Annotated in this window: 8 protein-coding genes; all 8 read left to right on the forward strand. The window is 34.6% G+C overall.

All coding sequences use genetic code 11. The features are described from left to right. Positions 1–40: 40 nt before the first annotated feature. The 8 genes from BMY33_RS16180 to BMY33_RS16215 all read left to right on the forward strand — a co-directional run bounded on the left by BMY33_RS16180 (position 41) and on the right by BMY33_RS16215 (position 24,394). A complete protein-coding gene (locus BMY33_RS16180) occupies positions 41–562 on the forward strand; it encodes a tautomerase family protein (RefSeq protein WP_091410505.1) in 522 nt (173 codons plus the stop codon). 15 nt (positions 563–577) lie between these two features. Then, positions 578–964: a hypothetical protein gene (locus tag BMY33_RS16185; protein WP_139195683.1), complete on the forward strand. Its 387-nt coding sequence runs from the start codon at positions 578–580 to the stop codon at positions 962–964. A 212-nt stretch (positions 965–1,176) separates the two neighbouring features. Next, positions 1,177–2,055: a PPK2 family polyphosphate kinase gene (locus tag BMY33_RS16190; RefSeq protein ID WP_091410509.1), complete on the forward strand. Its 879-nt coding sequence runs from the start codon at positions 1,177–1,179 to the stop codon at positions 2,053–2,055. A 38-nt stretch (positions 2,056–2,093) separates the two neighbouring features. Next, entirely contained in the window at positions 2,094–3,482 is a 1,389-nt protein-coding gene (locus BMY33_RS16195) for a M20/M25/M40 family metallo-hydrolase (RefSeq protein WP_091410511.1), read from the forward strand. A gap of 1,031 nt (positions 3,483–4,513) precedes the next feature. Next, positions 4,514–11,134, forward strand: coding sequence for a glycoside hydrolase family 48 protein (locus tag BMY33_RS16200; RefSeq protein ID WP_244543041.1), 6,621 nt, complete (start codon positions 4,514–4,516; stop codon positions 11,132–11,134). Between the two features lie 195 nt (positions 11,135–11,329). Then, positions 11,330–13,708, forward strand: a complete 2,379-nt coding sequence (locus tag BMY33_RS16205; protein WP_091410513.1) for a cellulase family glycosylhydrolase — start codon at positions 11,330–11,332, stop codon at positions 13,706–13,708. Between the two features lie 132 nt (positions 13,709–13,840). Next, entirely contained in the window at positions 13,841–20,785 is a 6,945-nt protein-coding gene (locus BMY33_RS16210) for a PKD domain-containing protein (protein WP_091410514.1), read from the forward strand. A gap of 201 nt (positions 20,786–20,986) precedes the next feature. Continuing rightward, positions 20,987–24,394 (forward strand): PKD domain-containing protein, encoded by a 3,408-nt coding sequence (locus tag BMY33_RS16215; protein WP_170837099.1) that lies wholly within the window; start codon positions 20,987–20,989, stop codon positions 24,392–24,394. Positions 24,395–24,460 lie beyond the last annotated feature (66 nt).

Raw genomic sequence — 24,460 nt, forward strand, 5'->3', positions numbered from 1 at the left:
ATTATATTGCGACTTACCTCTAAAATATTTTCACCCCAAAATGAAGAGAATACTGTTTGTAATTATATTAGCTTGTCTTTCAACTGTGTTGAATGCGCAATATGAACCAAGTGCTATAAATTATGGAGTAGTAGCCGTTAAGAGTTTTAGTTCCATAGAAGAAGTTGGATTAGGAGTGAGAATAGAATACGCTCCTAATTGTTATACAACTTATATGGGAGAGTATAATCGCTTGTTCTCGATTGGGACTAGTGATGAAGTAGAAGGATATAATGAACTTGCTCTTGGAGTTAATCTAATTTTGTTTAACTGGTATCCTACTACTATAACTGCTGGATTTGGTTATATTGGTAATGATTCAAGTGCTTTTGAAGAAATTGAAGATGATGCATTAATAGCTTTTACAAGCGGAGACTTTAATCATGGAGCTCAGATTAAATTAAGAGCTTTACATCAGATTGCGGTTCCGGTTCATATTTTTGCTGAATTTAATATAAAAAGTTTGGGAAGACGATATGATACGTTTCTAATTGGATTTAGTTATGATTTTGATGCAAGATAATTATGCTATTTTTCTATGATGAAAATAGTGCTCTTTGTTTTTGTTCTTTTAGTTTCGACCGTGATATCTTCTCAAGATTCTTATGAAAACGGGAGTATAGATTTTGGCTTAGGAGCCGTAATAAGTGTTGGTCTACAAGAAGAAGTAGGTTTTAATATAAGATCTCAGTTTACGTCTTCGACAAAAAAATCTACATATATAGTAGAGTATAATCGTTTTTTTATTAAAGAGTTTGAAAATACAGAGGTCTACAATGATTTTGGTGTTGCTTATAATGTACGATTAATTCATTGGGAAAGTTTAAGTGTTACAGGAGGGATTGGATATGTAGGAAATGATTATGAAGTACTAAGCAAAGCAGAAGACACATCTAATCTTTTTTTTTTCTACAGAAAATTTTAATCATGGCGTAGAGCTTAAATTTAGAGGTTTATATAATGTTATTACTCCTATACATATGTTTTTGGAGTTAAATCTAAAGAGTTTTGGAAGGCGTTATGATACATTCTCCTTTGGTCTTACATATTCTTTAGGTATTTAGTCTTACTTAACATTTTTCTTTTTTCACCAATCTAAAACTTTAGTATCTTACCAGAGATAATACAAATCCAACTATGAATAAAATAGATCACGAAGATTTCAGAGTTTCTCAACCAATAGAATTGTCAAAAATTCCTACAACATATGATTTGGGAGAAAGTGAAAAAAAAGTTGAAAAAGAACTTGAAAAGGTTCGGGAGAAATTAGGAAAGTTTCAGGATACAATATATGCACATGATAAATATGCAATTCTAATTTGTTTACAAGGAATGGATACGGCCGGAAAAGATAGTCTTATCCGTGAAGTTTTTAAAGATTTTAATACAAGAGGAATTGTAGTTCATAGTTTTAAAGTTCCAACAGAATTAGAGCTTGGTCATGATTACTTATGGAGACATTATATAGCCTTGCCACAACGAGGAAGATTTTCTGTCTTTAATAGAACACATTATGAAAATGTTTTAGTGACTAGAGTACACCCACAATATATTATGGGAGAAAAGCTACCGAATATTAATTCAGTAGCGGATATTGATGATGCGTTTTGGGAAAAACGTTTTGAACAGATAAGGAATTTTGAAAAACACATAGCAGAAAATGGAACACTAGTTTATAAATTTTATCTTCATTTATCTAAAGATGAACAAAAAAACAGACTACTTCGTAGGTTAGAAAAGAAAGAGAAAAATTGGAAGTTTTCTTCGGGAGACCTTAAGGAAAGAAAACTTTGGGATGATTATCAATCTTGTTATCAGGATGCAATAAATAAAACGTCTTTACCATATGCTCCTTGGTATGTAATTCCTGCGGACGATAAGCCTACGGCAAGGTATATTGTTGCAAAAACATTATACGATACCTTGATAAAGTTTGATGATATAAGAGAACCAGAATTGGATGAAAAGACCAAATCAAATATAGAACAATACAAACAACAACTAGAAAACGAATAATAGAATAATTACAATAATATTATAAAAAAAATACCTCTGTGAGAAATATAGTCCTTATCCTTTTTATAGCTTTTTCCTTTTCCTCTTATAGTCAAAGGGACAATAAAAAAGAAGATTCGATAGCAATTAGAAACTTTTACAATACTTCATTATTAGAAGGTAAAAGTTATACTTGGTTAGATTACTTGTCCAATCAGATAGGTCCAAGGTTATCAGGATCTCTAAACGCTCAAAAAGCAGTTGAATGGACGGAACAAGAGCTTAAGGATGTTGGATTGGATAAAGTATGGTTACAATCTGTAATGGTTCCTAAGTGGACAAGAGGAGTTACTGAGTTTGCTTATATAGAAACTGATCCAGGTCAAACAACTAATGTTCCGATATGTGCTCTTGGAGGGTCAGTACCTACACCTATCGGAGGAGTAAAAGCCGAAATAGTTGAGGTAAAAGGATTAGAAGACCTTCGAAAACTTGGTACAGATAATATAGAAGGAAAAATAGTATTTTATAATCGTCCAATGCAAGCTGATCTAATAAATACTTTTGAAGCCTATGGAGGATGTGTGGATCAACGATATTCCGGAGCAGCTGAAGCAGCTAAGTTTGGTGCAGTAGGTGTAATTGTTCGATCAATGAATTTAAGATTAGATGATTTTCCGCATACAGGTACCATGAGTTATGGAAACCTAACTGATTTAGAAAAAATTCCGGCAGCTGCTATAAGTACTAATGGTGCAGAATTATTACATTCTATGTTAACTCTAAATCCAAAAATAAAGTTCTTATTAAATATGAATTGTCGTAGCTGGAAAGATGTAGAATCTTTTAATGTAATTGGAGAAATTACAGGAAGTGAATTTCCTAATGAATATATGGTTGTAGGTGGACACCTCGACTCTTGGGATTTAGGTGATGGTTCACACGATGATGGGGCCGGAGTAGTTCAATCTATGGAGGTACTTAGATTGTTTAAAGAAACTGGATACAAACCTAAAAGATCTATTAGAGTAGTTTTATTTATGAATGAAGAAAATGGGTTAAGAGGTGGAAAGAAATATGCAAAAGTTGCCAAAAGCAAAAATGAGAATCATGTTTTTGCATTAGAAAGCGATGCTGGGGGGTTTACACCGAGAGGTTTCTCTTTTGATTGTGACAGTAATAATTTTGATCAGATTCAAAGTTGGAAATCACTTTTTGAGCCTTATTTAGTTCATTATTTTGCTAGAGGTGGTAGTGGAGCTGATATAGGTCCTTTAAAAAAGGATGGAATTGTATTAGCTGGACTTCGTCCAGATTCTCAACGCTATTTTGATTATCATCATGCTAAAAATGACACTTTTGATGCTATCAATAAGAGAGAATTGGAATTAGGTGCTGCTACTATGGCAAGTTTGGTATATCTCTTCGATAAATATGGAGTTAAGTAAAATTTTTGGAACGGTTCAAATAAAAATTCAGAAATCACTCGTATTTTAATAGATAAAAACCTTCGGATATTATATTAATACATTATAATTTTTTGGGGGAATTTGCGCTTTTCGTCTGATATTGTGTGAAATTGAAAAAACAATGTAAGTTGTTTCTTGTTTAAGAATTTAACTTTTTTATGAAAATTTTTATAAGAAATATTATTGAAAAATGATTTTTCGTTAAATTATGCTGTGGTTTTACCATTGGCGAAGTTTTCTTTTCTTGTAAATCGTCTTTTTTTTTGTCTTTTTTTTCATTCTTTTTTCTTAGCATCTTCTTAACAACGAAACTTTTTTCGTTTTTTAATAATTAAGAAAAACAAATTGGCTTTTCTTTTATAGCCCAAAAACAGTAAGCTTTGAGATTAATAGTTAAAAATAAAAAGTTATAGATAAAACTTGTTAAGAGTTAGTAAAGGTGATTGGTGTTACTTTTTTACCTCGGAGTTGTCATAACTTTATTCAACGATTCAAACGATATTTCTATACCAAATCAAAATTACAAGATCAAGATTTTGAAAAATAGTTTATCGATGAACGGACAAGTAAACGTAACAATCGTCATGTCAGGCATTTTCCCAATTTATGTTTGATATGGTTTTAATGACAATTAACTTAAAACTATACTACCTATGAACAAACTTACTAACAACAAAATAGCATTGTCTTCTATACTATTTTATTTAGAATCGAATTTTTATCATCATTCTAAATCAATTTGTCTTAGCCGAACCGTTTAGGACTCTTATACATACTTAACTAAAATTTTAAAGAAAGTTCGTTTTAAACAAAGGATATATAGATAAATAAATTGGTTGACCAATTTATTTATCGAATACTAATCCTTCTAATACGAATTCTCTTTAAACCAGACCATTTAATAATTTGAAGTATAGTAGTAGTTCGCATAAGACTACTTTCAATGCTTTTTTAACAACAAAATCAAAAAAAACAATTTTCAAAACACAATTCTTAAAACTACACTAACAATGAGAAATTTAATTAAAATAAGCACTATGATATTATTGTGCTTATTCTGTGCCAAATCATCCGCACAGTTTAATTATGGAGAAGCTTTGCAGAAATCTTTGCTTTTCTATGAGACACAACAATCTGGAAAATTACCCGATTGGAATAGAATAAGTTGGCGATCTGATTCAGGAGTCAATGATGGTGCCGATGTAGGACTTGATCTTACAGGAGGCTGGAACGATGCTGGAGATCATGTTAAATTTGGTTTCCCAATGGCTTTTTCTGTAACCGCACTAAATTGGGGATTCCTTGAGTACAAAGACGGTTATGATACGGCAAATCAAACGGAACATTTTAAAAGAAACATAAAATGGGTAACCGATTACTTCATAAAGTGTCACCCATCTCCTAATGTTTTTTATGCGCAAGTAGCGGATAGTAAATCACAGGACCATAATTTTTGGATGCCAGCAGAGATGGTTGATGTACATCCAATGTATGGACAACGAAAATCGTATGCGTTAACTACTAGTAATCCTGGTACAGATGTAGCTTGCGAAACAGCAGCTGCGCTAGCTTCAGCTAGTATTATTTTTAAAGATAGTGATCCTGCTTATAGTGCAACATTATTAGATCATGCTATAGAATTGTATGAGTTTGGTGATAACCATAGAGGACTTTACACTTCTGAAGGTAATATACCTGCCGTGGGAACTTATACTTCAGGTAATTTTCAAGATGAATTAACTTGGGGAGCACTTTGGTTATACAAAGCTACAGGAGATCAAAAGTACTTAGATAAGGCTGAAGCCGAATATGCACAACCGGATTTTTTATGGAGTCTTGTATGGGAAGATAAATCTTATGGGAACATGGTTTTGTTATCAATTATTACGGGAAAAGAAATCTATAAAGTTGATGCAGAACGTCATTTAGACTGGTGGCAAGAAGGAAATGGAGGCGTTAATTATTCTCCTGGAGGTCAAGCGCATTTAACACAATGGGGTTCCTTACGTCATGCAATGAATGCTTCATTAACCGCTCTTATATATAGTGATAATGTGAATACTCCTAAGAGTGCTCAATATCGTAATTTTGCTATAAATCAGGTAAACTACGCTTTAGGTGATAATCCAAATAATAGAAGTTTAGTAACTGGATTTGGAGTTAATCCACCTACAAAACCTCACCATAGAGGGCAACATTCTAGTTGGTCTAGGAGTAGTGCTAACCCTGTAGAGTCAAGACATACCATGTGGGGAGCATTGATGGGAGGTCCTGCTAAACCTGATGATTTCTTTATTGAAGACAGAGATGATTTTCAGGCAAATGAAGTAGCTACGGATTATAATGCTTGTTATCAAGGAGTATTGGCTAGAATGGTAATGGAGTTCGGAGGATCATCTTTACCTAATTTTCCTCAACCAGAAACTCCTGGATTGGAGTTTGCGAATGAGGTGAAATTAAATAATGATCAATCAAAATTTACTGAAGTAGCAATTTGGTTAAATAACCGTTCTGGATGGCCTGCAAGAGTTCCTAATACATTAACTGCACGTTATTTTGTGGATATTTCTGAAGGTATTGCAGCAGGATTTAATGTTAGCGATTATGAACTTACAGCTCGTGGAGCTGGAAATACTACTATTAATGCGTTACAAGAATGGGATGCTTCTAGTAATATTTATTATGCGGAAATAGAAGTAGATCAAGATAATATGCCTTTTCCTGGAGGACAAGGTGAGTATAGAAGTGAGATTCAATTAAGAGTTTCATTACCGACAAGTGCACCAGAAACAGCATGGGATGCATCAAACGATTTTTCTTATCAAGGATTAACTAGTGGGTTACAAATTTCTGATAATGTACCAATTTATGCAGATGGAGTATTGGTAGGAGGAAGAGAGCCAAATGGAGGAGAAGTACCTATAGCATCCTTTACAGCTACTCCAGAATCAGGAACAGCTCCGTTAGAAGTATCATTTGATGCTTCTACATCTTCAGATCCTAATGGTGATTCATTGAGTTATAATTGGGATTTTGGTAATGGTCAATCATCTTCGGTAGCCGATCCATTAATTACATATACAGAAATAGGATCTTATTTAGTAACTCTTACGGTAAATGATGGAACGAATACTTCCTCAGAATTTACAAGAACAATTACTGTACTTGATGGTAATATAGCGCCGATAGCTGATTTTTCTGCTACACCAACTACAGGAGTAGCTCCAGTAACCGTAAATTTTGACGCATCAACTTCTTCTGATGAAAATGGTGATTCGTTAACATATATATGGGACTTCGGTGATGGAGAATCAGGGTCTGGAGTAACAATTGCACATGAATATGCAGTTATAGGAGAATATGATGCTCAACTTACCGTAAGTGATGGTAGTAAAGAAGATATAAAAACAATTACGATTACGGTTACAGATGGAAGTCCAGTTGCTGCTTTTACAGTAAGCACTGATTCAGGAATTGCTCCACTAGATGTTACGTTTGATGCTTCTGGGTCCTCAGATCCAACTGGAGGAAGCCTTTCATATAGTTGGGATTTAGGAAATGGTCAAACTGCTTCTACAATAGCAACTTCTGCAACTTATACGGATATAGGAGAAATAACTATAACGTTAACCGTGACTAATGCTTTAGGCGATACGGATTCAGAAACAAAAACTATTAATGTTACAGATGGTAGCGTTAGCTGTGCTTTTGATACACCGATACCTAACGCCTTGTCTTCTATTAACGAAGAATTTCAAAATGTATTCGTCTTAGGTGATGGAGGTCCTAACTTGGATAATGTTGCTAAATTTAACATAAACTGGAGTTTAGAAAACAATGGATTATATCAGTTTTCTGTAAATACTAATAATGGTACTCCTAATTGGTGGAATGATTTCCTGCCAAATATTACTCAAAATTTTAATTCTTCACAGCCGGAAATTACAATTACAGGTTCTGGTTTTGCAGGGCTTGATGGTTCATATTATGTAACAATCGATGAAGGTAATTTTGTTTTAGTTTCTAAGACAGCTGGATTTACTATTTATTTTAGTACATCTGCTACCGCACCGGATTGTGATGGAGGAATTTCTAATCCAATAATAACCGATGGAGGTACTATAACTGGAGGTCCATTTGCGTTTACTGTAGGAGATGGTGTTGCAGATAATGTTTCAGGAATTTCTTTAGCAGGGAATATAGGTGCTAATTCTCAGTGGGTAGTAACCGATGATCAGAATGTTATTTTAGGATTACCTGGAAATATAGAGGATGTTGATTTTGATGGAGCAGGAACAGGAACTTGTCTAATTTGGCACCTGAGTTATGAAGATGGATTGCAAGGTTTGGATGCAAATGCTAATGTTTCAGACTTAGTAGGGGATTTTGACTTTTCTAATTCAATAGATGTTGTAAGAAATCCAGTAGATCAGCCTGGAACTGATGGAGGAGTTATCTCAGGAGGTCCATTTACATTTACTGTAGGAGATGGTATTGCAGATAATGTTTCGGGAATTTCTTTAACAGGGAATACAGGTGCTAATTCTCAATGGGTAGTAACCGATGATCAGAATGTTATTTTAGGATTACCAGGAAATATAGAAGATGTTGATTTTGACGGAGCAGGAACAGGAACTTGTTTAATTTGGCATCTTAGTTACGAGGATGGGTTACAAGGATTAACACCAGATACCAATGTATCCGCATTAGTGGGAGATTTTGATTTTTCTAATTCTATAACAGTTGTAAGAAACCCAGTTTCTACAGGGAGTGATTGTACTTTTGAAACTCCGGTTGTTTCGGCTTTACCATCTATAGATAATAGATATACTAACATATTTGTATTAGGTGATGGAGGTCCAGATCCTAGTAACATTAGAGAGTTTACTATCAATTGGAATTTAGAAAATAATGGATTGTATCAATTTGCTATTAATACAAATAACGGTACTCCTAACTGGTATATAGACCTTACTGGAAATCTAACGCATAATTTTAATGCTCCTCAACCAGAAGCAATTTTATCAGGAACTCAGGTTACTGGTTTGGATGGCGAGTATTGGGTTACTGTAGATGGAGATAATTTTGTAATGGTTTCTAAGAATGGTGGATTTACACTTTATTTTAGTTTAACTTCTACAGCACCTGATTGTGATAATAATGGTGGAGGTAATACAGATCCTGTAGCGGATATTTCTGCAACGCCTATTTCTGGAGAAGCTCCATTATTAGTAACTTTTGATGCAGTTGCCTCTACTGACGCGGATGGAGATGCATTAAGTTATGCTTGGGATTTTGGAGATGGTAATACTGCTAATGGAGTCACTGTAGAAAATACATTCACTTCCATAGGAGATTATTCGGTGACTCTAATCGTAGATGACGGTAATGGAGGAACTGATCAAGCAGTTATAACAATTACGGTAACTGATGGTGATATCATAATTAACCCACCTACTGGTGAAAATGCATATATCGATCGTTTTATCGAAATGAGAAATGAATTTTATGACCCTGCTAATGGATATTTTAGTGCAGATGGTTCTCCGCATCATTCAGTAGAGACATTAATCGTAGAAGCTCCTGATTACGGTCATGAGTCTACTAGTGAGTTATATTCATATTGGTTATGGTTAGAAGTGATGAATGGAAGAATCACAAAAGATTGGGCTCCATTAAATAATGTTTGGAATAAAATCGAAGAATTTATAATTCCTACTACAGCAGATCAACCTAGTAATGGAGCTTATAATGCTTCATCACCAGCAGCATTTGCTAGTGAATTCCCTTTACCAAGTGATTATCCGGCACCACTTAATTTTAGTGCTCCTGTTGGATCAGATCCAGTTTCACCGGATTTAACGGCGACATATGGTGCTGATATTTATCAGATGCACTGGTTATTGGATAATGATAATTTTTACGGATTTGGAAATAGAGGTGATGGTGTAAGTACACCTTCTTATATCAATACGTTCCAGAGAGGAGAACAGGAGTCAGTTTATGAAACTGTACCCCACCCATCTTGGGAGAGTTTCGACTGGGGAGGTACCAATGGATATCTTCCATTATTTATTGAAGATCAAAATTATGCGCAGCAGTGGAGGTATACAAGTGCCCCTGATGCAGATGCAAGAGCAGTACAGGCAATGTACTGGGCTCAAGTTTATGCAAAAGAACAAGGAGCGAGTTTAGGAAGCTTGGATTTAGATAAAGCATCTAAAATGGGAGATTTCTTAAGGCTATCAATGTTTGATAAATATTTTAAACCCATGGGAGTACAAAGTGCAACCAGTGGAGCGGGATCTGGATATGACAGTGCACATTACTTAATGTCGTGGTACATGTCTTGGGGTGGTTCGGCAGATCCTGCTTCGCAATGGGCCTTTAGAATAAGTTCTAGTCACTGCCACTTTGGATATCAAAATCCTATGGCTGCATATGCTTTAACTCAGGTAGATGAGTTAAAACCAATATCTCAAAATGGAGAAAGAGATTGGACCGAAAGTTTAAAAAGACAAATGGAATTTTATACTTGGTTGCAGTCTAAAGAAGGTGCTATCGCTGGTGGAGCAACTAATAGTTGGAACGGAGATTATAGTCCATATCCTGCTGGTAAATCTACATTCTATGATATGGCTTTTGATACAGATCCTGTATATCATGATCCGGGAAGTGGAACTTGGTTCGGATGGCAAGCATGGTCTATGGAGAGAGTGGCAGAGTATTACTATATCACAAATGATCCTATGGCAAAATCTTTAATGGACAAATGGGCTACTTGGGTAAAAAGCGAAGTAAAACTTATCGGTACGGATGATTTCGAAATACCAGCTACGTTAGAGTGGACAGGTGAACCAGATACCTGGAATCCTGATAGTCCTGGAAGTAATAATAGCCTAAGCGTAGTCGTTACAGATTATGGTAAAGATTTAGGTGTAGCAGCTTCTATGGCAAAAGCACTTATTTATTATGCGGCAGCTACTCAAAAGCATGCTACCTTAGATACAGAATCTCGTGATTTAGCGAAACAAGTATTAGATAGAATGTGGAATACCTACAGAGATGATAAAGGAGTCTCTTCTCCGGAAGATAGAGGAGATTTCAGCAGAATTTTTGAAGAAGAAGTTTATATTCCTAATGGATTCAGCGGAACAATGCCTAATGGAGATCAGATCAAACCTGGAATTACGTTCTTAGATATAAGATCTGATTATAAAAATGATCCTGATTTTGATAGGTTGGAAGCAGCGTACAATGCTGGGGAAGAATATACACAACGCTATCATAGAAGTTGGGCTCAGATTGAAGTAGCTTTAGCAAATGCAGAGTTTGGATTCTTTTTTGGAGATCAAGAACCAGGAGTTAAAGCTCCAGAAAAAGAGCTTACTGTAAGTGCGACACCAAATCCTGCTTCAGATTATATTACCGTTTCTACTAATTTTGATATGAAAAATGTTAGAATTAGAATGATAGATATTGCAGGTAATGTGATTAGGACAGAATCTATGAAAAATGAGCAAAAGTCTACTAGACTTTCTGTTAATGGATTGCCTTCTGGTATGTATATTTTAGAAATTTATGATATAACTACTGGAGATAAATTCAGAAATAAGATTATCAAAAATTAGTTTTAAAAGGAGAGAGGTTGTGAAACCTCTCTCTTTCTTTTTTAGTTCAATAAAACTAAATCTTCTTAAGATAGTTACGCGAATGAAAGTTTGCTAAAACATAGTTGTATCATATACTCTTTAGTAATCATACGTCTATGACAATTAATACCAATTACTATAACTACAATGCTAGTTATTGAAAAAAATATATACATGAAACGATTTATAAATTATATGATGATTCTGTTACTGTTTTTCGGCAGTATATCAGAAATTATAGCACAGCAACAGAATTTCCTTACCGTATCTGGAAATAAGTTATATGATACTACAGGAAAAGAAGTACGACTAACCGGCGTGAATTGGTTTGGTTTTGAAACGCAAAACTATTCTCCACATGGTATTTGGTCGAGAGATATGAAAAGCGTTTTACAACAAATTAAAGACTTAGGTTTTAATACAATACGAGTTCCTTGGTGTAATGAGATGTTAAACCCTAGTTCTACAATTGCAATAAACTCTTATGGTACTGATCCATATAGCGGAGTATCACCAATGAATGAAGAAGAAACAACGGTAAGTAAGCCCATAGAATTACTTGATATTTTTGTTAAATGGTGTCAGGAAAATGATATGAAGATCGTATTAGATAATCATTCTAGAGCTGCAGATGGGTTTTTGAATGAAGCGGTTTGGTATACTCCAGAATATTCTGAAGAACGTTGGATTAACGACTGGGTTTTTATAGCTGATCGTTATAAGAATTATTCTGCAGTGGTAGCTATGGATTTAAATAATGAACCACATGGATCTACTTGGGGTGATAGTAACCCTGCCACAGATTGGAACAAGGCAGCAGAACGTTGTGGTAATGCCGTTCTTCAAGCAAATCCGAATGTTCTAATTATAATAGAAGGTGTTGGCGAATTTGAAGGAAACTCATATTGGTGGGGTGGACAATTAATGGGAGCAAAGAAATATCCAGTTCAATTATCTGACCCAAGTAAACTTATGTATTCTGCTCATGAATATGGTCCTGAGGTATCCCAACAAGATTGGTTTACTGCTAGTGATTTTCCTCAAAATATGCCAGGTTTATGGACGGATAATTTTCATTATCTATATGAAGAAGGTACTTCTCCATTATTTTTAGGAGAATTTGGAATTAAAGATCAAGATGCTTTTGGCGGTATCTCTTATACTTGGTTTACGGAGTTTACTGATTTTATGGGAGATATTTATTCTTGGACATTTTGGAGTATGAACCCTAATTCTGGCGATACAGGAGGAATTTTACAAGATGATTGGACAAATGTTAATCAATGGAAATTAGATGTGCTAACTCCCCATTTGGCACCATTTATTCCTAATGTTGTAGGGGGAACAGGAAATCTTCCTCCTACAGCTAAATTTTCTTCAGATATAGATTCAGGTAATGCTCCCTTAACAGTTCAGTTTGATGCATCTGAATCCTCTGATCCTGATGGAGATAACTTATCATATTCTTGGAGTTTTGGGGATGGATCTACTGCTACTGGAGTAGGGATATCTCATTTGTTTACCCAACCAGGTACTTATCAAGTTAGCCTTACTGTTAGCGATGGATCATTAAGTCATACTAGTAACAAAACGATTACTGTTGTAGATGACACGGTACCTACAGTTACTGCTAATCTTGTAACAGATAACAACTCTGGAGTAGCGCCATCAATTATCAATTTTGATGCTACAGGATCGACATCGTCAGATGGAAGCACATTAGTATATAGTTGGGATTTTGGAGATGGAACTGCGGGTTCTGGAGTAACTATAAATCACGAATTTGTAGATGTAGGTAGTTATGATGTTGTTTTAACAGTCTCTAATGCAGATGGAATTTCTGATACCGCAATTACTACTATAATTATTACAGAACCAAATACTGGTGGTGATTGTAGTTTTGGGGCACCATTATCAAACCCCTTACCCACAATTTCTAATGCTTCGTACAATAATATGTATGTTCTAGGCTCAGGTGGACCTGATTTAAGTAATGTAACAAATTTCACCATCAATTGGGATTTACAGAATAGTGGTCTTTGGCAATTATCAATGAATACTAATAATGGAGTTCCAAATTGGTGGAACGATCTAAAAAGTAATATTACTATTCAAACTTTTAATACTGCGCAGCCTAGCATTACAATTACTGGCACAGGTTTTCCTAATCTAGATGGTGCTTATTATGCAACAATTGATGGGGATAATTTTGCATTGGTATCTAAAAGTGGAGCTTTTACAATCTATTTTAGTAATAGTAATGCAGCTCCTAATTGTCAAGAGCAGTTAAAAGACCCAATTGTTGATAGTGAAATAAGAATAAAAACGTACCCAAACCCTGTTGCAAATAAATTAATAATAAGCCAGGATAATAGTTTTAATAATGCGCAAATGAAAATAGTCGATATATCAGGAAAAGTAATTAAAACATTTTCTACAATTACTGATACCAATATGATTGAATTAAATGTTTCAGAACTAAAAGCGGGCGTTTATTTTATAAAAATATTTGACCAAAAGAATACTGTAACCAAACAAATCATAAAGCAATAATTTAAAAAATAGTGTGAAAGAGACTTTAATATTTATTGACAGTCTCTTTCATACTAATACTCTAAGAATTACAACGAACTTTTCTTTTTAGAAAAAGAACGGCAAAATAATTTACAAAACTCACCACTTATTATGGGACCAACACCAAACAATAAGCGTGGATGGCGTGCGTATATAAAAAATACTCGTAAAGCACTCTTTTACACAATAGCAATATCAATATCATTAGGTCTTGCGGTCATATCATTTGTAGATGTATATGATGGCACGGATGGCCCAATGATGACAACTCAAACTTGGCCAGCAGGGACATTTCTTTCTAATTTTCCTGAGGGAGATAGAATTAATACATATCATCGTAATTACTTGATGATTAATGGTCAAGCAGGAACCGGCATATGGGATGTTTCGAACCCAACAGCTCCTAAGAAAGTACAATTTAGTGACGCAGCAAACAATGGTCATAGATGGTGGAAATTAGGAGGAGATCTTTTTTATCGAGAGTATTCTGTTCCAGAAGTTCAAGGTACAGGATATAAATACCTTGATCTTTCTAATATGTTAGAAAGGAAACCTATTACTTCTTCGGATATCCTCTATACTGTTCAGGATGGACAATCTAATTACGATAACTTAGAAACTTTTCCGCATACGATAGATGGTAATAGAGTGTTTGATATGAGAACCGGAGAACAGTTAGATGATATCCCGGCTTCAGTTTCTTTACCAGACGTAGTAGTTAGAATTGGGAACTATGTTTTTTATGCTCCACAAACTGGAAATATAAGTGTATTTGATTTTGGCGATCCTAGTAATATTAAGTTCCTTGGATCATTTGGAGGAGATATTCCTCATGAACAATATAGTACCGGATTTCAATTATGGAGAAATCACTTAGTTTTTATGAGTGGTAATGAAGGCCCAGATGCATTGGTTGGATTTGATATAAGCGATCCAACAGATGTTAAACTAGGTTTTAGCTTACATTCTGATCAAGCGACATTGGGACGATATATGATATTTCAGGATGAGTTTGGTTTTTCTGGTCGTTTTGATAGAGGAGTCAAATTTAATTTTGAAACCATGGAAATTGAGCAAGAGTTTTTTCCTCCTTCAAGTGACGAAACACTTCAGTTTATAGATAATCAGTGGATGCCAATAGGTCATATTTTGATAGCTAGTGGAGATGATAAGACTTCGATTTTTGCTCATCAGGATGGACTTGATACAAATCCTCCATCGGTAGGTCATCATTTTCCTATTTCTGGGGCAATTAATCAACCGATTTCTTCCACTATAGGTTTTGTGATCAATGAAACATTAAATGATTTAACTCTTAATGATAAGACCATACAAGTAAGCCCTTTAGGAGGTACACCAATTGAGGGAGATGTAACAACTACTTCATATCAGGTTATAAATTATGCACCGAAAGAAAAATTGTTACCTAACACAACATATGAAGTAAAGCTTGTTGAAGGTGGGATTAAAGATGCAGTAGGGAATGGAATGGAGGAATATGTGTTTTATTTTACAACGGGTGGTGATACTTCGAATCAATCTCCTGAAATATCTAAAATAGATATAGATAATCCTTCTCCGGTAGAAATAGGTTCAACAATTAATTTCTCAGCGAATGCAAGTGATCCTGATGGAAATGATTTAACGTATCGATGGGATTTTGGTGATGGCTCTCCTAAAACGGAATGGATTGGAGAATCAATTAGTCATACGTATTCTGAGTCAGGGAATTATCTTGTACAGGTTCAAGTTTCTGATAATAATGGAGGTTTTGTAGTAGGGTCCCAATCAATTGTTGTTGTAGATGCTAGATATAATATTTTGCCGACACAATCAGGACCGATTACTGTAGATATTGATAACAGAGTTGTATGGTCGGTAAACCCCGATAATAATTCGGTAACGCTTATCAATTCTGATGATTTATCTATTGTAAAGGAAATCCAAGTAGGAAAAGATCCTGTAAATTTAGCACTAGATACCCAAGGAAAAGCTTGGATTACATGTCGAGATTCTGACGAGATTTATATCTTGAGAAAAGATGGATTGCTAGAGACAATAATATCATTAGACAAAGGATCACAACCCTATGGAATTGTATTTACACCTAATGGAAGTAGAGGGTTTATATCAACTTTTGGTTCAGGAAAAGTATTAGAATTCTCTACAGCTACGAATTCGATTGTTAAAGAGTTAGCAGTCGGAGAAAAACCTAGAGCAATGGCAATAGATGGAGAAGGGAATACACTTTTAGTAACAAGATTTATTTCTCCAAATCCAGAAGGGCAAATATGGAAAATAGATTTAAATACATTTACCCTAGACACAACTATTGGACTTCCGTTGGATGATTTTACTCCTGATAATGGAAACCAAGGAAGGGGATTACCTAATTATGTTTCAGGTATAACGATTCATCCAAATAATAAATTAGCTTGGTCAGTAGCTAAAAAAGATAATGTTGTTAGAGGTTTAAGTAGAGATGGAAAACCACTTTCGTTTGACAATATTGTTAGAACTGCAATATCATCTATTGATTTAACAGTAGATAAAGAAAATTTGAATAAAAGACTTGATATAGATAATCACGGTCAGCCTTCGTCTGCTTTGTATACGCCAACTGGGAATTATCTTTTTGTTACAATGCAAGGTAATAATAGAATTGTAGTAATAGATCCTAAAACAGGACTGGAGTTGCTTAAGAAGGATGTTGGAAAGGCTCCACAAGGATTGACAATAGATCCCATAAATAATAGAGTATTTGTAAAGAATTTTATGGATCGCTCTATCACAGTTTTTGATGCCGATAACATGATAAAGAATGGTAGCAGTACTTTAGAAGAGTTAACAACAATTGTGACCGTTGATAATGAATTACTATCTCTTACGGAACTTAAGGGGAAGCAAATATTCTATGATGCAGCAGATATCAGGATGGGAACAGATGGTTATGTGAGTTGTGCTACTTGTCATATAGATGGAACAGAGGATGGTAGAGTTTGGGATTTTACAGATAGAGGAGAAGGATTGAGAAATACAATTTCTTTAGTTGGTAGAGCGGGAACTGCTCATGGAAGAGTACATTGGAGCGCTAATTTTGATGAAATTCAAGATTTCGAAAATGATATTCGTTCTCATTTTAAAGGACAAGGTTTTATGAATGACCAAGATTTTAATGATGGTACAACTGCATTAACAATTGGAGATCCTAAAATTGGAAAATCAGTTGATTTAGATGCATTAACAGCTTATATCGAATCTTTAAATTCTTTTAGTCCTAGCCCTTATAGAAATAATGATGGATCCCTTACCGCAGATGGAGTTGTTGGTAAAGCTTTATTTGAAGATCTAAAATGTTATCAATGTCATAGTGGAAACAATTTTACGGATAGTAATTTTGGAAAATTACACGATGTTGGTACAATTACAAGCACTACAGGAAACCGTTTAGATAATCAGTTACTAGGGATTGATGTCCCAACGTTAAAAGATGTCTGGGCAACAGCTCCGTATCTTCATAATGGAATAGCCAAAACATTAGAGGAGGTATTTACGATTTATAATAATAATGATGCGCATGGAGCTACATCTTCTTTAAGCGCTAATCAAATAAAACAATTAGAGGCCTACATAAAACAGATTGATGGTTCTGAATTAGGTACAGTATCAGAACGGCAAATACAAATGGCCTCTCCCATCGATGGGGCTTTAATTGATAGGGCAGAGTCACAAGTTTTAAGTGTGGATACCAATATAGATGATATTACAAAGGTTCAATATTATGTAGATAATGAAATGACAGAAGAAGTATTAAGTGCTCCTTTCGAATCATCATGGACACCTGTTCTCTGGAAAAACTACACTATTAACGCTAAGGTTTTTTATAATAATGGAAATACAGCTTCAATAACTCCAGAAATCACTGTTCAATTTAAGAATGTAATAAAAGTGATGTTTGTAGTTGGGGATAAGAATGCACTTACTTTAGAAGACCAACGTATAAAATCTCGATTAGAGCAACAATTTGGATTTAAAATCACTTTATTTTCGGATGAAGAAGCAACTAGCCCACAATCTGCTAATCCATTTGATATGGCTTTAATTTCCTCCACAGTTGATCCTAGAGAACTAGGTAATGATCTGGAAGGAGCTAGAGTTCCATTAATGACCTGGAATCCGTTTATGTATAATAAATTACGGATGGTTACGGGAGAATTGAATACAGGTTTTGGTATTACAGAACAAGGGTTTTCTTCAATTACAATAACGTCCCCAGAACATCCAATGGCTGTAGATTCAGGTATGGAAACATCCATATATTCCATAAGTCAAAGTTTACCTTTTGGGAACCCTACAGATGAAGCCGTTATAATTGCAAAAGCTGGGACTAAACCCATTTTATTTGGATATGAGGCCAGTATAGATATTCCTTCAAGAAGAGTCGCTTTTCCTTTGAGAGATCAGTTTATGCATTTATTAACAGATCAAGGACTTTCTATGTTTGATGCAGCTGTTTTATGGACCTTACATGGAGGTGATGCAGATACTCCAATTGGATCATTACCAGATGTGTTTTTTAAATCACCTGTAGAAGGCGAATTGGTAAATACTCCTCTAAAAATAGATTTTAATACTGAAGGATGGGATTTACCATCCCAGCAGTATAAACTAAGATTTAAAATTGACGGCCAAGATCGTGGATTGATCACTTCAGAAGGAGAATTTACAGATGGAACAGCTCTTACTGAAGGTCCTCATGAATTATCCTTACAAATGGAACGAAGTGATAATTCCGTAACTGATCTGGGAGAAACAATAACAGTAATTGTGACCAATGATCCATTGCCTCAAGATCCAACAGCGATTATTCAATCTCCGTCGGATGGAGGATTGGTAGGACCAGATTTCGAAATAGAATTTTCTACTTATAAATGGGATATTAATCCGGGAGGGCAACATATTAAATATTTTATTGATGGAATAGAACAAGGTTCTATGTTTCAAATAACACCAATACCAATTTCAGGCTTGTCAGAAGGTGTACATACAATTGTATTGTCATTAGCCACAGAAAACGGAGAAATCACTGGAGATTCAGCAGAGATTACAATAACTGTTGATGAACGATTTAATAATCTTCCGGATACTGATTTTAGCTTAGAATATAGAGATAACAGTTCTGGAGTATCTACACCAGAATTAAAACCTGTATTTCAGATAGTGAGTGAATCATCAGAAAGTCACGAACTAAGTGATTTTGAAATTAGATATTGGTACACTCCAGAACATGCAGAAGCAATGAATTTTAATATAGATTATTCTGCTGTAGTGGGAACGGTAGGAACTTTTAAAACTAATTTAGAATATAATTATTTAGAAATTGGTTTTAGTTCATCTTCCGGAAACCTAAACCCTAATAGTAAATCTGGTCAAATTCAAACTAGATTACATCATTCAGGTTTTCAGACTCATAATCAAAGTAATGATTATTCTTATGATGCTGGGAAAACCGCTCTGAAACCACATGTATTAACAACATTGTATTATAAAGGAGAGTTAGTTTGGGGACTAGAGCCAGATGGTAGTGAAGTAACGAATAGAAAACCAAATGCAATAATAGATTCTAGTATAACATCAGGAGTATCACCATTATCTGTAAGTTTTGATGCTTCGGCATCTAGTGATCCAGATGGAGATGTTTTAAGTTATTCTTGGGATTTTGGTAACGGTGATATTGCAACTGGGATACTTAATGATTTTATATTTACAACCCCAGGTGATTATGAGGTTTTATTAACGGTAGATGATGGAAATGGTGGGTCTGATACTACATCGGTTATAATTACTGTAATTGATCAAACACCAGTGTTGACTTCTAATTTCACAGCAACTCCTGTATCAGGTGACGTGCCTTTGGTTGTAGATTTTAATTCCTCTAGTTCCATTTATCCGGATGGATCGGCCATAACATATATTTGGGATTTTGGAGATGGAAACACTAGTGATTTAGCCAACCCGTCTCATACTTATATTAGTTCCGGATCTTACGCAACTACATTAACGATTAGTGATGGTGTAAATTCGGATATTTCTGATCCAGTTACGATTAGTGTTCTTGAGGGCAACGTTGCTCCACAAGCTAATTTTGATATGTCTGTAACTTCGGGTGTCGCTCCTTTAATAGTAAGTTTTGACGCTTCAGCTTCTTTTGATGCGAATGGAGACGATTTAGAATATTTGTGGGATTTTGGTGATGGAACAACTGGAGATAGTGTAAATAGTACCCATACTTATAATCTAGCAGGAGAATATATTATTTCTCTTACAGTGAGTGATGGTGTTTTGTCAGATAATCAAACAACTACGCTTATTGTAAACGAATCAACAGGAACAACAGGTTGCACATTCGGAGCTCCTATGAGTACTCCATTGCCTACACTATCTAATTTCTCATATGATTATGTCTATGTTTTAGGAGAAGGAGGTCCTGATTTGAGTAATATGGCGAATTTTACTATCAATTGGGATTTACAAAACAATGGGTTATGGCAATTTTCTATGAACACAAATAATGGTAACCCTGCTTGGTGGATTGATCTGACAGCTAGTATTGTAAGTCAAACATTTAATCAAGAACAACCAACAGTAACTTTTTCCGGAATAGGAATATCAAATTTTGATGGTGCCTATGATGTTGTAATGGATGGAGATAACTTTGCGCTGGTTTCTAAAAGTGGAGCATTTACGATATACTTTAGTAATCAAAACAATGCTCCTAGCTGCGATAATAAATTGAGCGAACCATTAAAAGATAATTTTATAATAGTGAAGGCATTTCCTAACCCTGTTATAGATTATTTAACTATTCAAAGTGATCAAAATTTAAAAGGAACTCTGATTAGGATTGTCGATATAAATGGAAAAACCCTTTCATCTGTTGGTATTCACAGAAATATAAAAACAACTGAATTAGACATGAGTATGTTCCAATCGGGAATATACTTTATACAAATTCAGAAGAATCAAAAAACAGTAATTAAACAAATTACTAAATAAAAAAATCATTGCTAGATCCCTTTCTAAAAAAGAGATCTAGCAATGATTCTAAAATAGAAATCAAATAATAAATTTTCAAAAAAAATAATTTTTAGCACTCAAAATAGAGTGTTTTTGGAATCGGGGGATTCACAAGTAAGAGTAGTTGGAATAATGAGTATCAATTCAAATTTAAAACACACACAACTAACTCTTTTAAAAATGAAAACTAACATTAAGATTTTATTGATAGCGAGTATACTTTTTAGTATGCATGTATTCGCTCAAAAACAAAAAGCTGCTCCGATGGGATTTGTATATGCAGAAGAAGAAAAATTCATGTTGGACGGTAAGCCTTATTACTTTTCCGGAGCTAATGTATATGATTTTTTTACTTATGGGTCTTCCAGTGGCGATATTGAAACACAGTTTATGGACAAAGAGCGTATCGATGGACATATGCGCAGGTTATATAAAAATGGAATCAGAGTTGTAAGACTATGGGGCTTTAGCCATGAAGATTGGCATGGGTTTGAGCCTCAGAAAGGAGTATATAGTGAAGCTCAATTTTCTTTATTTGATTATATCATTAAATCAGCTGAAGCTAATGGGATAAAATTAATCGTCGCTTTAGAAAATTATTGGAATGATTACGGAGGTATCAAAGATCGTCTTAAATGGGAAGGAATCGATGTACAAGGTGCTGGAGAACATGATCAGGGACAATTTTTTACTAATCCATCGGCTGTACAAGGATATAAAGATTATGTGGAGTATTTTCTTACTCGTGTCAATCATTATGATAATGTAGAATATAGAAACGATCCTACGATTTTAGCTTGGGAATTAATGAATGAACCTAGATATCAAGGGTTTGGAGATGATGTAACTTCTGATGTTCTAAGGGAATGGGTTGATGATATGGGAGCCTTTATTAAAGATCTTGATCCCAATCATTTGTTAGGAACTGGTTTAGAAGCACACGGAACCAAATATAATTTTGGTGGAGACGAAGGAAATGATTTTATAAAAATACATGAATCACCATACATTGATTTTACATCTGCACATCCATATATTAGAGAAAGTTGGTCCAATTTTACATTAGAGCAAACCATGAAATTAATGGAACAATGGGCAAACGAATCTCATAATATCATAAAAAAACCTTTGTATATCGGAGAGTTTAATGTAGAGATTCAAGAGCGTTATGAGTGGTGGGAAGAAATGTATGCTTTTATTGAAGAAAATAAGATAGGAGCAAGTGGTTTTTGGTGGTTTCCTGATAATAATACACCTAGAGATAAATTTGGAGTGTTCGAAGGCGATGTAGAAGTAGCTATTTATAAAGAACATGCTTTGAGAATGGAAGAAATGTCTGGAGGAGAGGCTATTTATTTATCGTTGTTATCTCCTAAGTCCGGAGATAAATATGTAACCGGTAGTATTGTACACGTAGAGGCTAATTTGCTTAATGAAAATAATACTATTAATAAAGTAGAGTTTTTTAGCAATGGAGAATTGATAGGAGAAGACACTACAGCACCTTATGAGTTAGATGTATCAGGTTTACCAGATGGTAATTATATTATTACTTCAGTGGCTACAGGCATTAATGGGATGACTAAAAGATCAACACCTAGAAATATCCAAATAGGAGGAGAAGGTGTATTGTCGTTAGAATATAAGGATGCTTCTACAGAGGCGATAACAAACGTAATAAAACCACATTTTAGATTATTTAATAATTCTTCTCAGGATGTTGCATATTCAGATCTAAGTATTCGCTATTGGTTCGAGACAGAGGTTGATTTGCCACTTAGTTTTTTTATAGATTATGCCATGATAGGAAGTAGTAATGTTAAAGGACAAATTGTTAATACAGAAGCTAATCAACATTATCTAGAAATTACATTCGACTCAGCTGCCGGAATATTAGGAAGAAATGCAGGTTCTGGTAGAATGGAACCTAAAATAGCAAATAGTAATTGGTCGGACACGGATCAAACAAATGATTATTCATATGACGGAACCAAAAAGGAATTTGCTGCTTGGGATAAAGTAGCTTTATATCTTAATGGAAAATTAGTTAGTGGTGTTGAACCCGGAACAACAATAGATACTCCTACAGCGGTAATTCAAGCTTCTACTATCAGTGGAGATGGCCCCTTATCCGTAACATTTGATGGATCTGGATCTACAGACCCAAATGGAGATGTTTTAACGTATAGTTGGGATTTTGGAAATGGCAATACTGCTAGAGATATCATAGTATTACAAGAATTTACTGAATTTGGAGAAGCACTAGTAACTCTTACAGTAGATGATGGTAACGGAAATACAGATACGGAAACAATTATTATTACAGTGACAGATCCGAATGTAGCGCCAGTTGCTGCTTTTACCAGTGATTTCGAAACAGGTATGGCACCAATACGTATTACTTTTGATGCGTCAGAATCAACAGATGCCAACAATGACACGTTATCTTATTCTTGGGATTTTGGCAAAGGTGATACGGCTACAGGAGTGATTGCTGCTTATCAATTTGAAACGGTTGGAGAATTTGATGTAACCCTAACTGTAAGCGACGGGAAAGCTGAAGATTCAATAATAAGAAAAATCGTGATTTCTGATGGAAATCCTGTTGCAAATATTATTGCAGATGTAACTTCGGGACCTGCTCCTTTAGAAGTAACATTTGATGGTTCCGGTTCTGTAGACCCTTCTAATAATGTGTTAAGTTACTCTTGGGATTTTGGTGATGGAACAACAGAAACTGGTCAAACAGTTGTGCATAGTTTCGATACGGTTGGATTTTATACAGTAACACTTGAAGTAACTAATGGACTAGGGAGAATTGATACGAGTACGATAATAATTCAAGTACAAGAAATACTTCCAATTTCAGATATATCTGTAGCATATAAAGATGGAGGCAATGGTAATGCCACGGATAACATGATCAACCCTCACTTTAGAATTTTAAACAACAGTGATGTGGCTCTTCCTTATCAAGACGTAACTATTAGATATTGGTTCACTTCAGAAGATAATAGTGACCTTAATTTCTGGTGTGATTGGGCGCAATTGGGATCAGAGCTTGTTAATGGTATTTTTAGTAAGAAAAATACTATAGATTATCTCGAAATTTCATTTGATCCTGCTTCTGGACAGTTATTACCTGGAGAGAATTCTGGACCTATACAAACAAGGTTTGCTAAAACAAACTGGAGTGCTTTTGATGAAAATAATGACTATTCCTATAAACCATTAATTGCCGATTTTCAGTTTAATAATGAGATGACATTGTATGTGAATGGGAGTTTAGTTTGGGGTATCGAACCATCTACTTCTTTTGCTACAATGGATATACTAGAAAATATAAAAGTGTATCCAAATCCCGCCAAAAATTATATTAGTGTTTCAGGTTTTGAAATTCTAGAAAGAGCAGAAGTAAAATTAACAAACTTGGTAGGAAATGTGATTCAAAAAGCCAATCCAAAAGAAAGGCAATCTACAATTACATTTTCATTAGATAAACTAGAACAAGGGATCTATATTTTAGAGATTAAAGATGTTATTCAAAATATAACTTCAAGAAGAAAAATTATAATTAACAATAGATAATAAATATAAGATCGATATAGGTGGTTAATTATAAATAATCGCCTATATCAATCTAAAAAAAGAACA

The sequence above is a fragment of the Aquimarina amphilecti genome (assembly GCF_900109375.1).
GTDB lineage: Bacteria > Bacteroidota > Bacteroidia > Flavobacteriales > Flavobacteriaceae > Aquimarina > Aquimarina amphilecti.

Excerpts from the sequence above, each read along its gene's own strand:
- BMY33_RS16180 (WP_091410505.1), top strand. The coding sequence starts at position 41 with ATGAAGAGAATACTGTTTGTAATTATATTAGCTTGTCTTTCAACTGTG.
- BMY33_RS16185 (WP_139195683.1), top strand. The coding sequence starts at position 578 with ATGATGAAAATAGTGCTCTTTGTTTTTGTTCTTTTAGTTTCGACCGTG.
- BMY33_RS16190 (WP_091410509.1), top strand. The coding sequence starts at position 1,177 with ATGAATAAAATAGATCACGAAGATTTCAGAGTTTCTCAACCAATAGAA.
- BMY33_RS16200 (WP_244543041.1), top strand. The coding sequence starts at position 4,514 with ATGAGAAATTTAATTAAAATAAGCACTATGATATTATTGTGCTTATTC.
- BMY33_RS16205 (WP_091410513.1), top strand. The coding sequence starts at position 11,330 with ATGAAACGATTTATAAATTATATGATGATTCTGTTACTGTTTTTCGGC.
- BMY33_RS16210 (WP_091410514.1), top strand. The coding sequence starts at position 13,841 with ATGGGACCAACACCAAACAATAAGCGTGGATGGCGTGCGTATATAAAA.
- BMY33_RS16215 (WP_170837099.1), top strand. The coding sequence starts at position 20,987 with ATGAAAACTAACATTAAGATTTTATTGATAGCGAGTATACTTTTTAGT.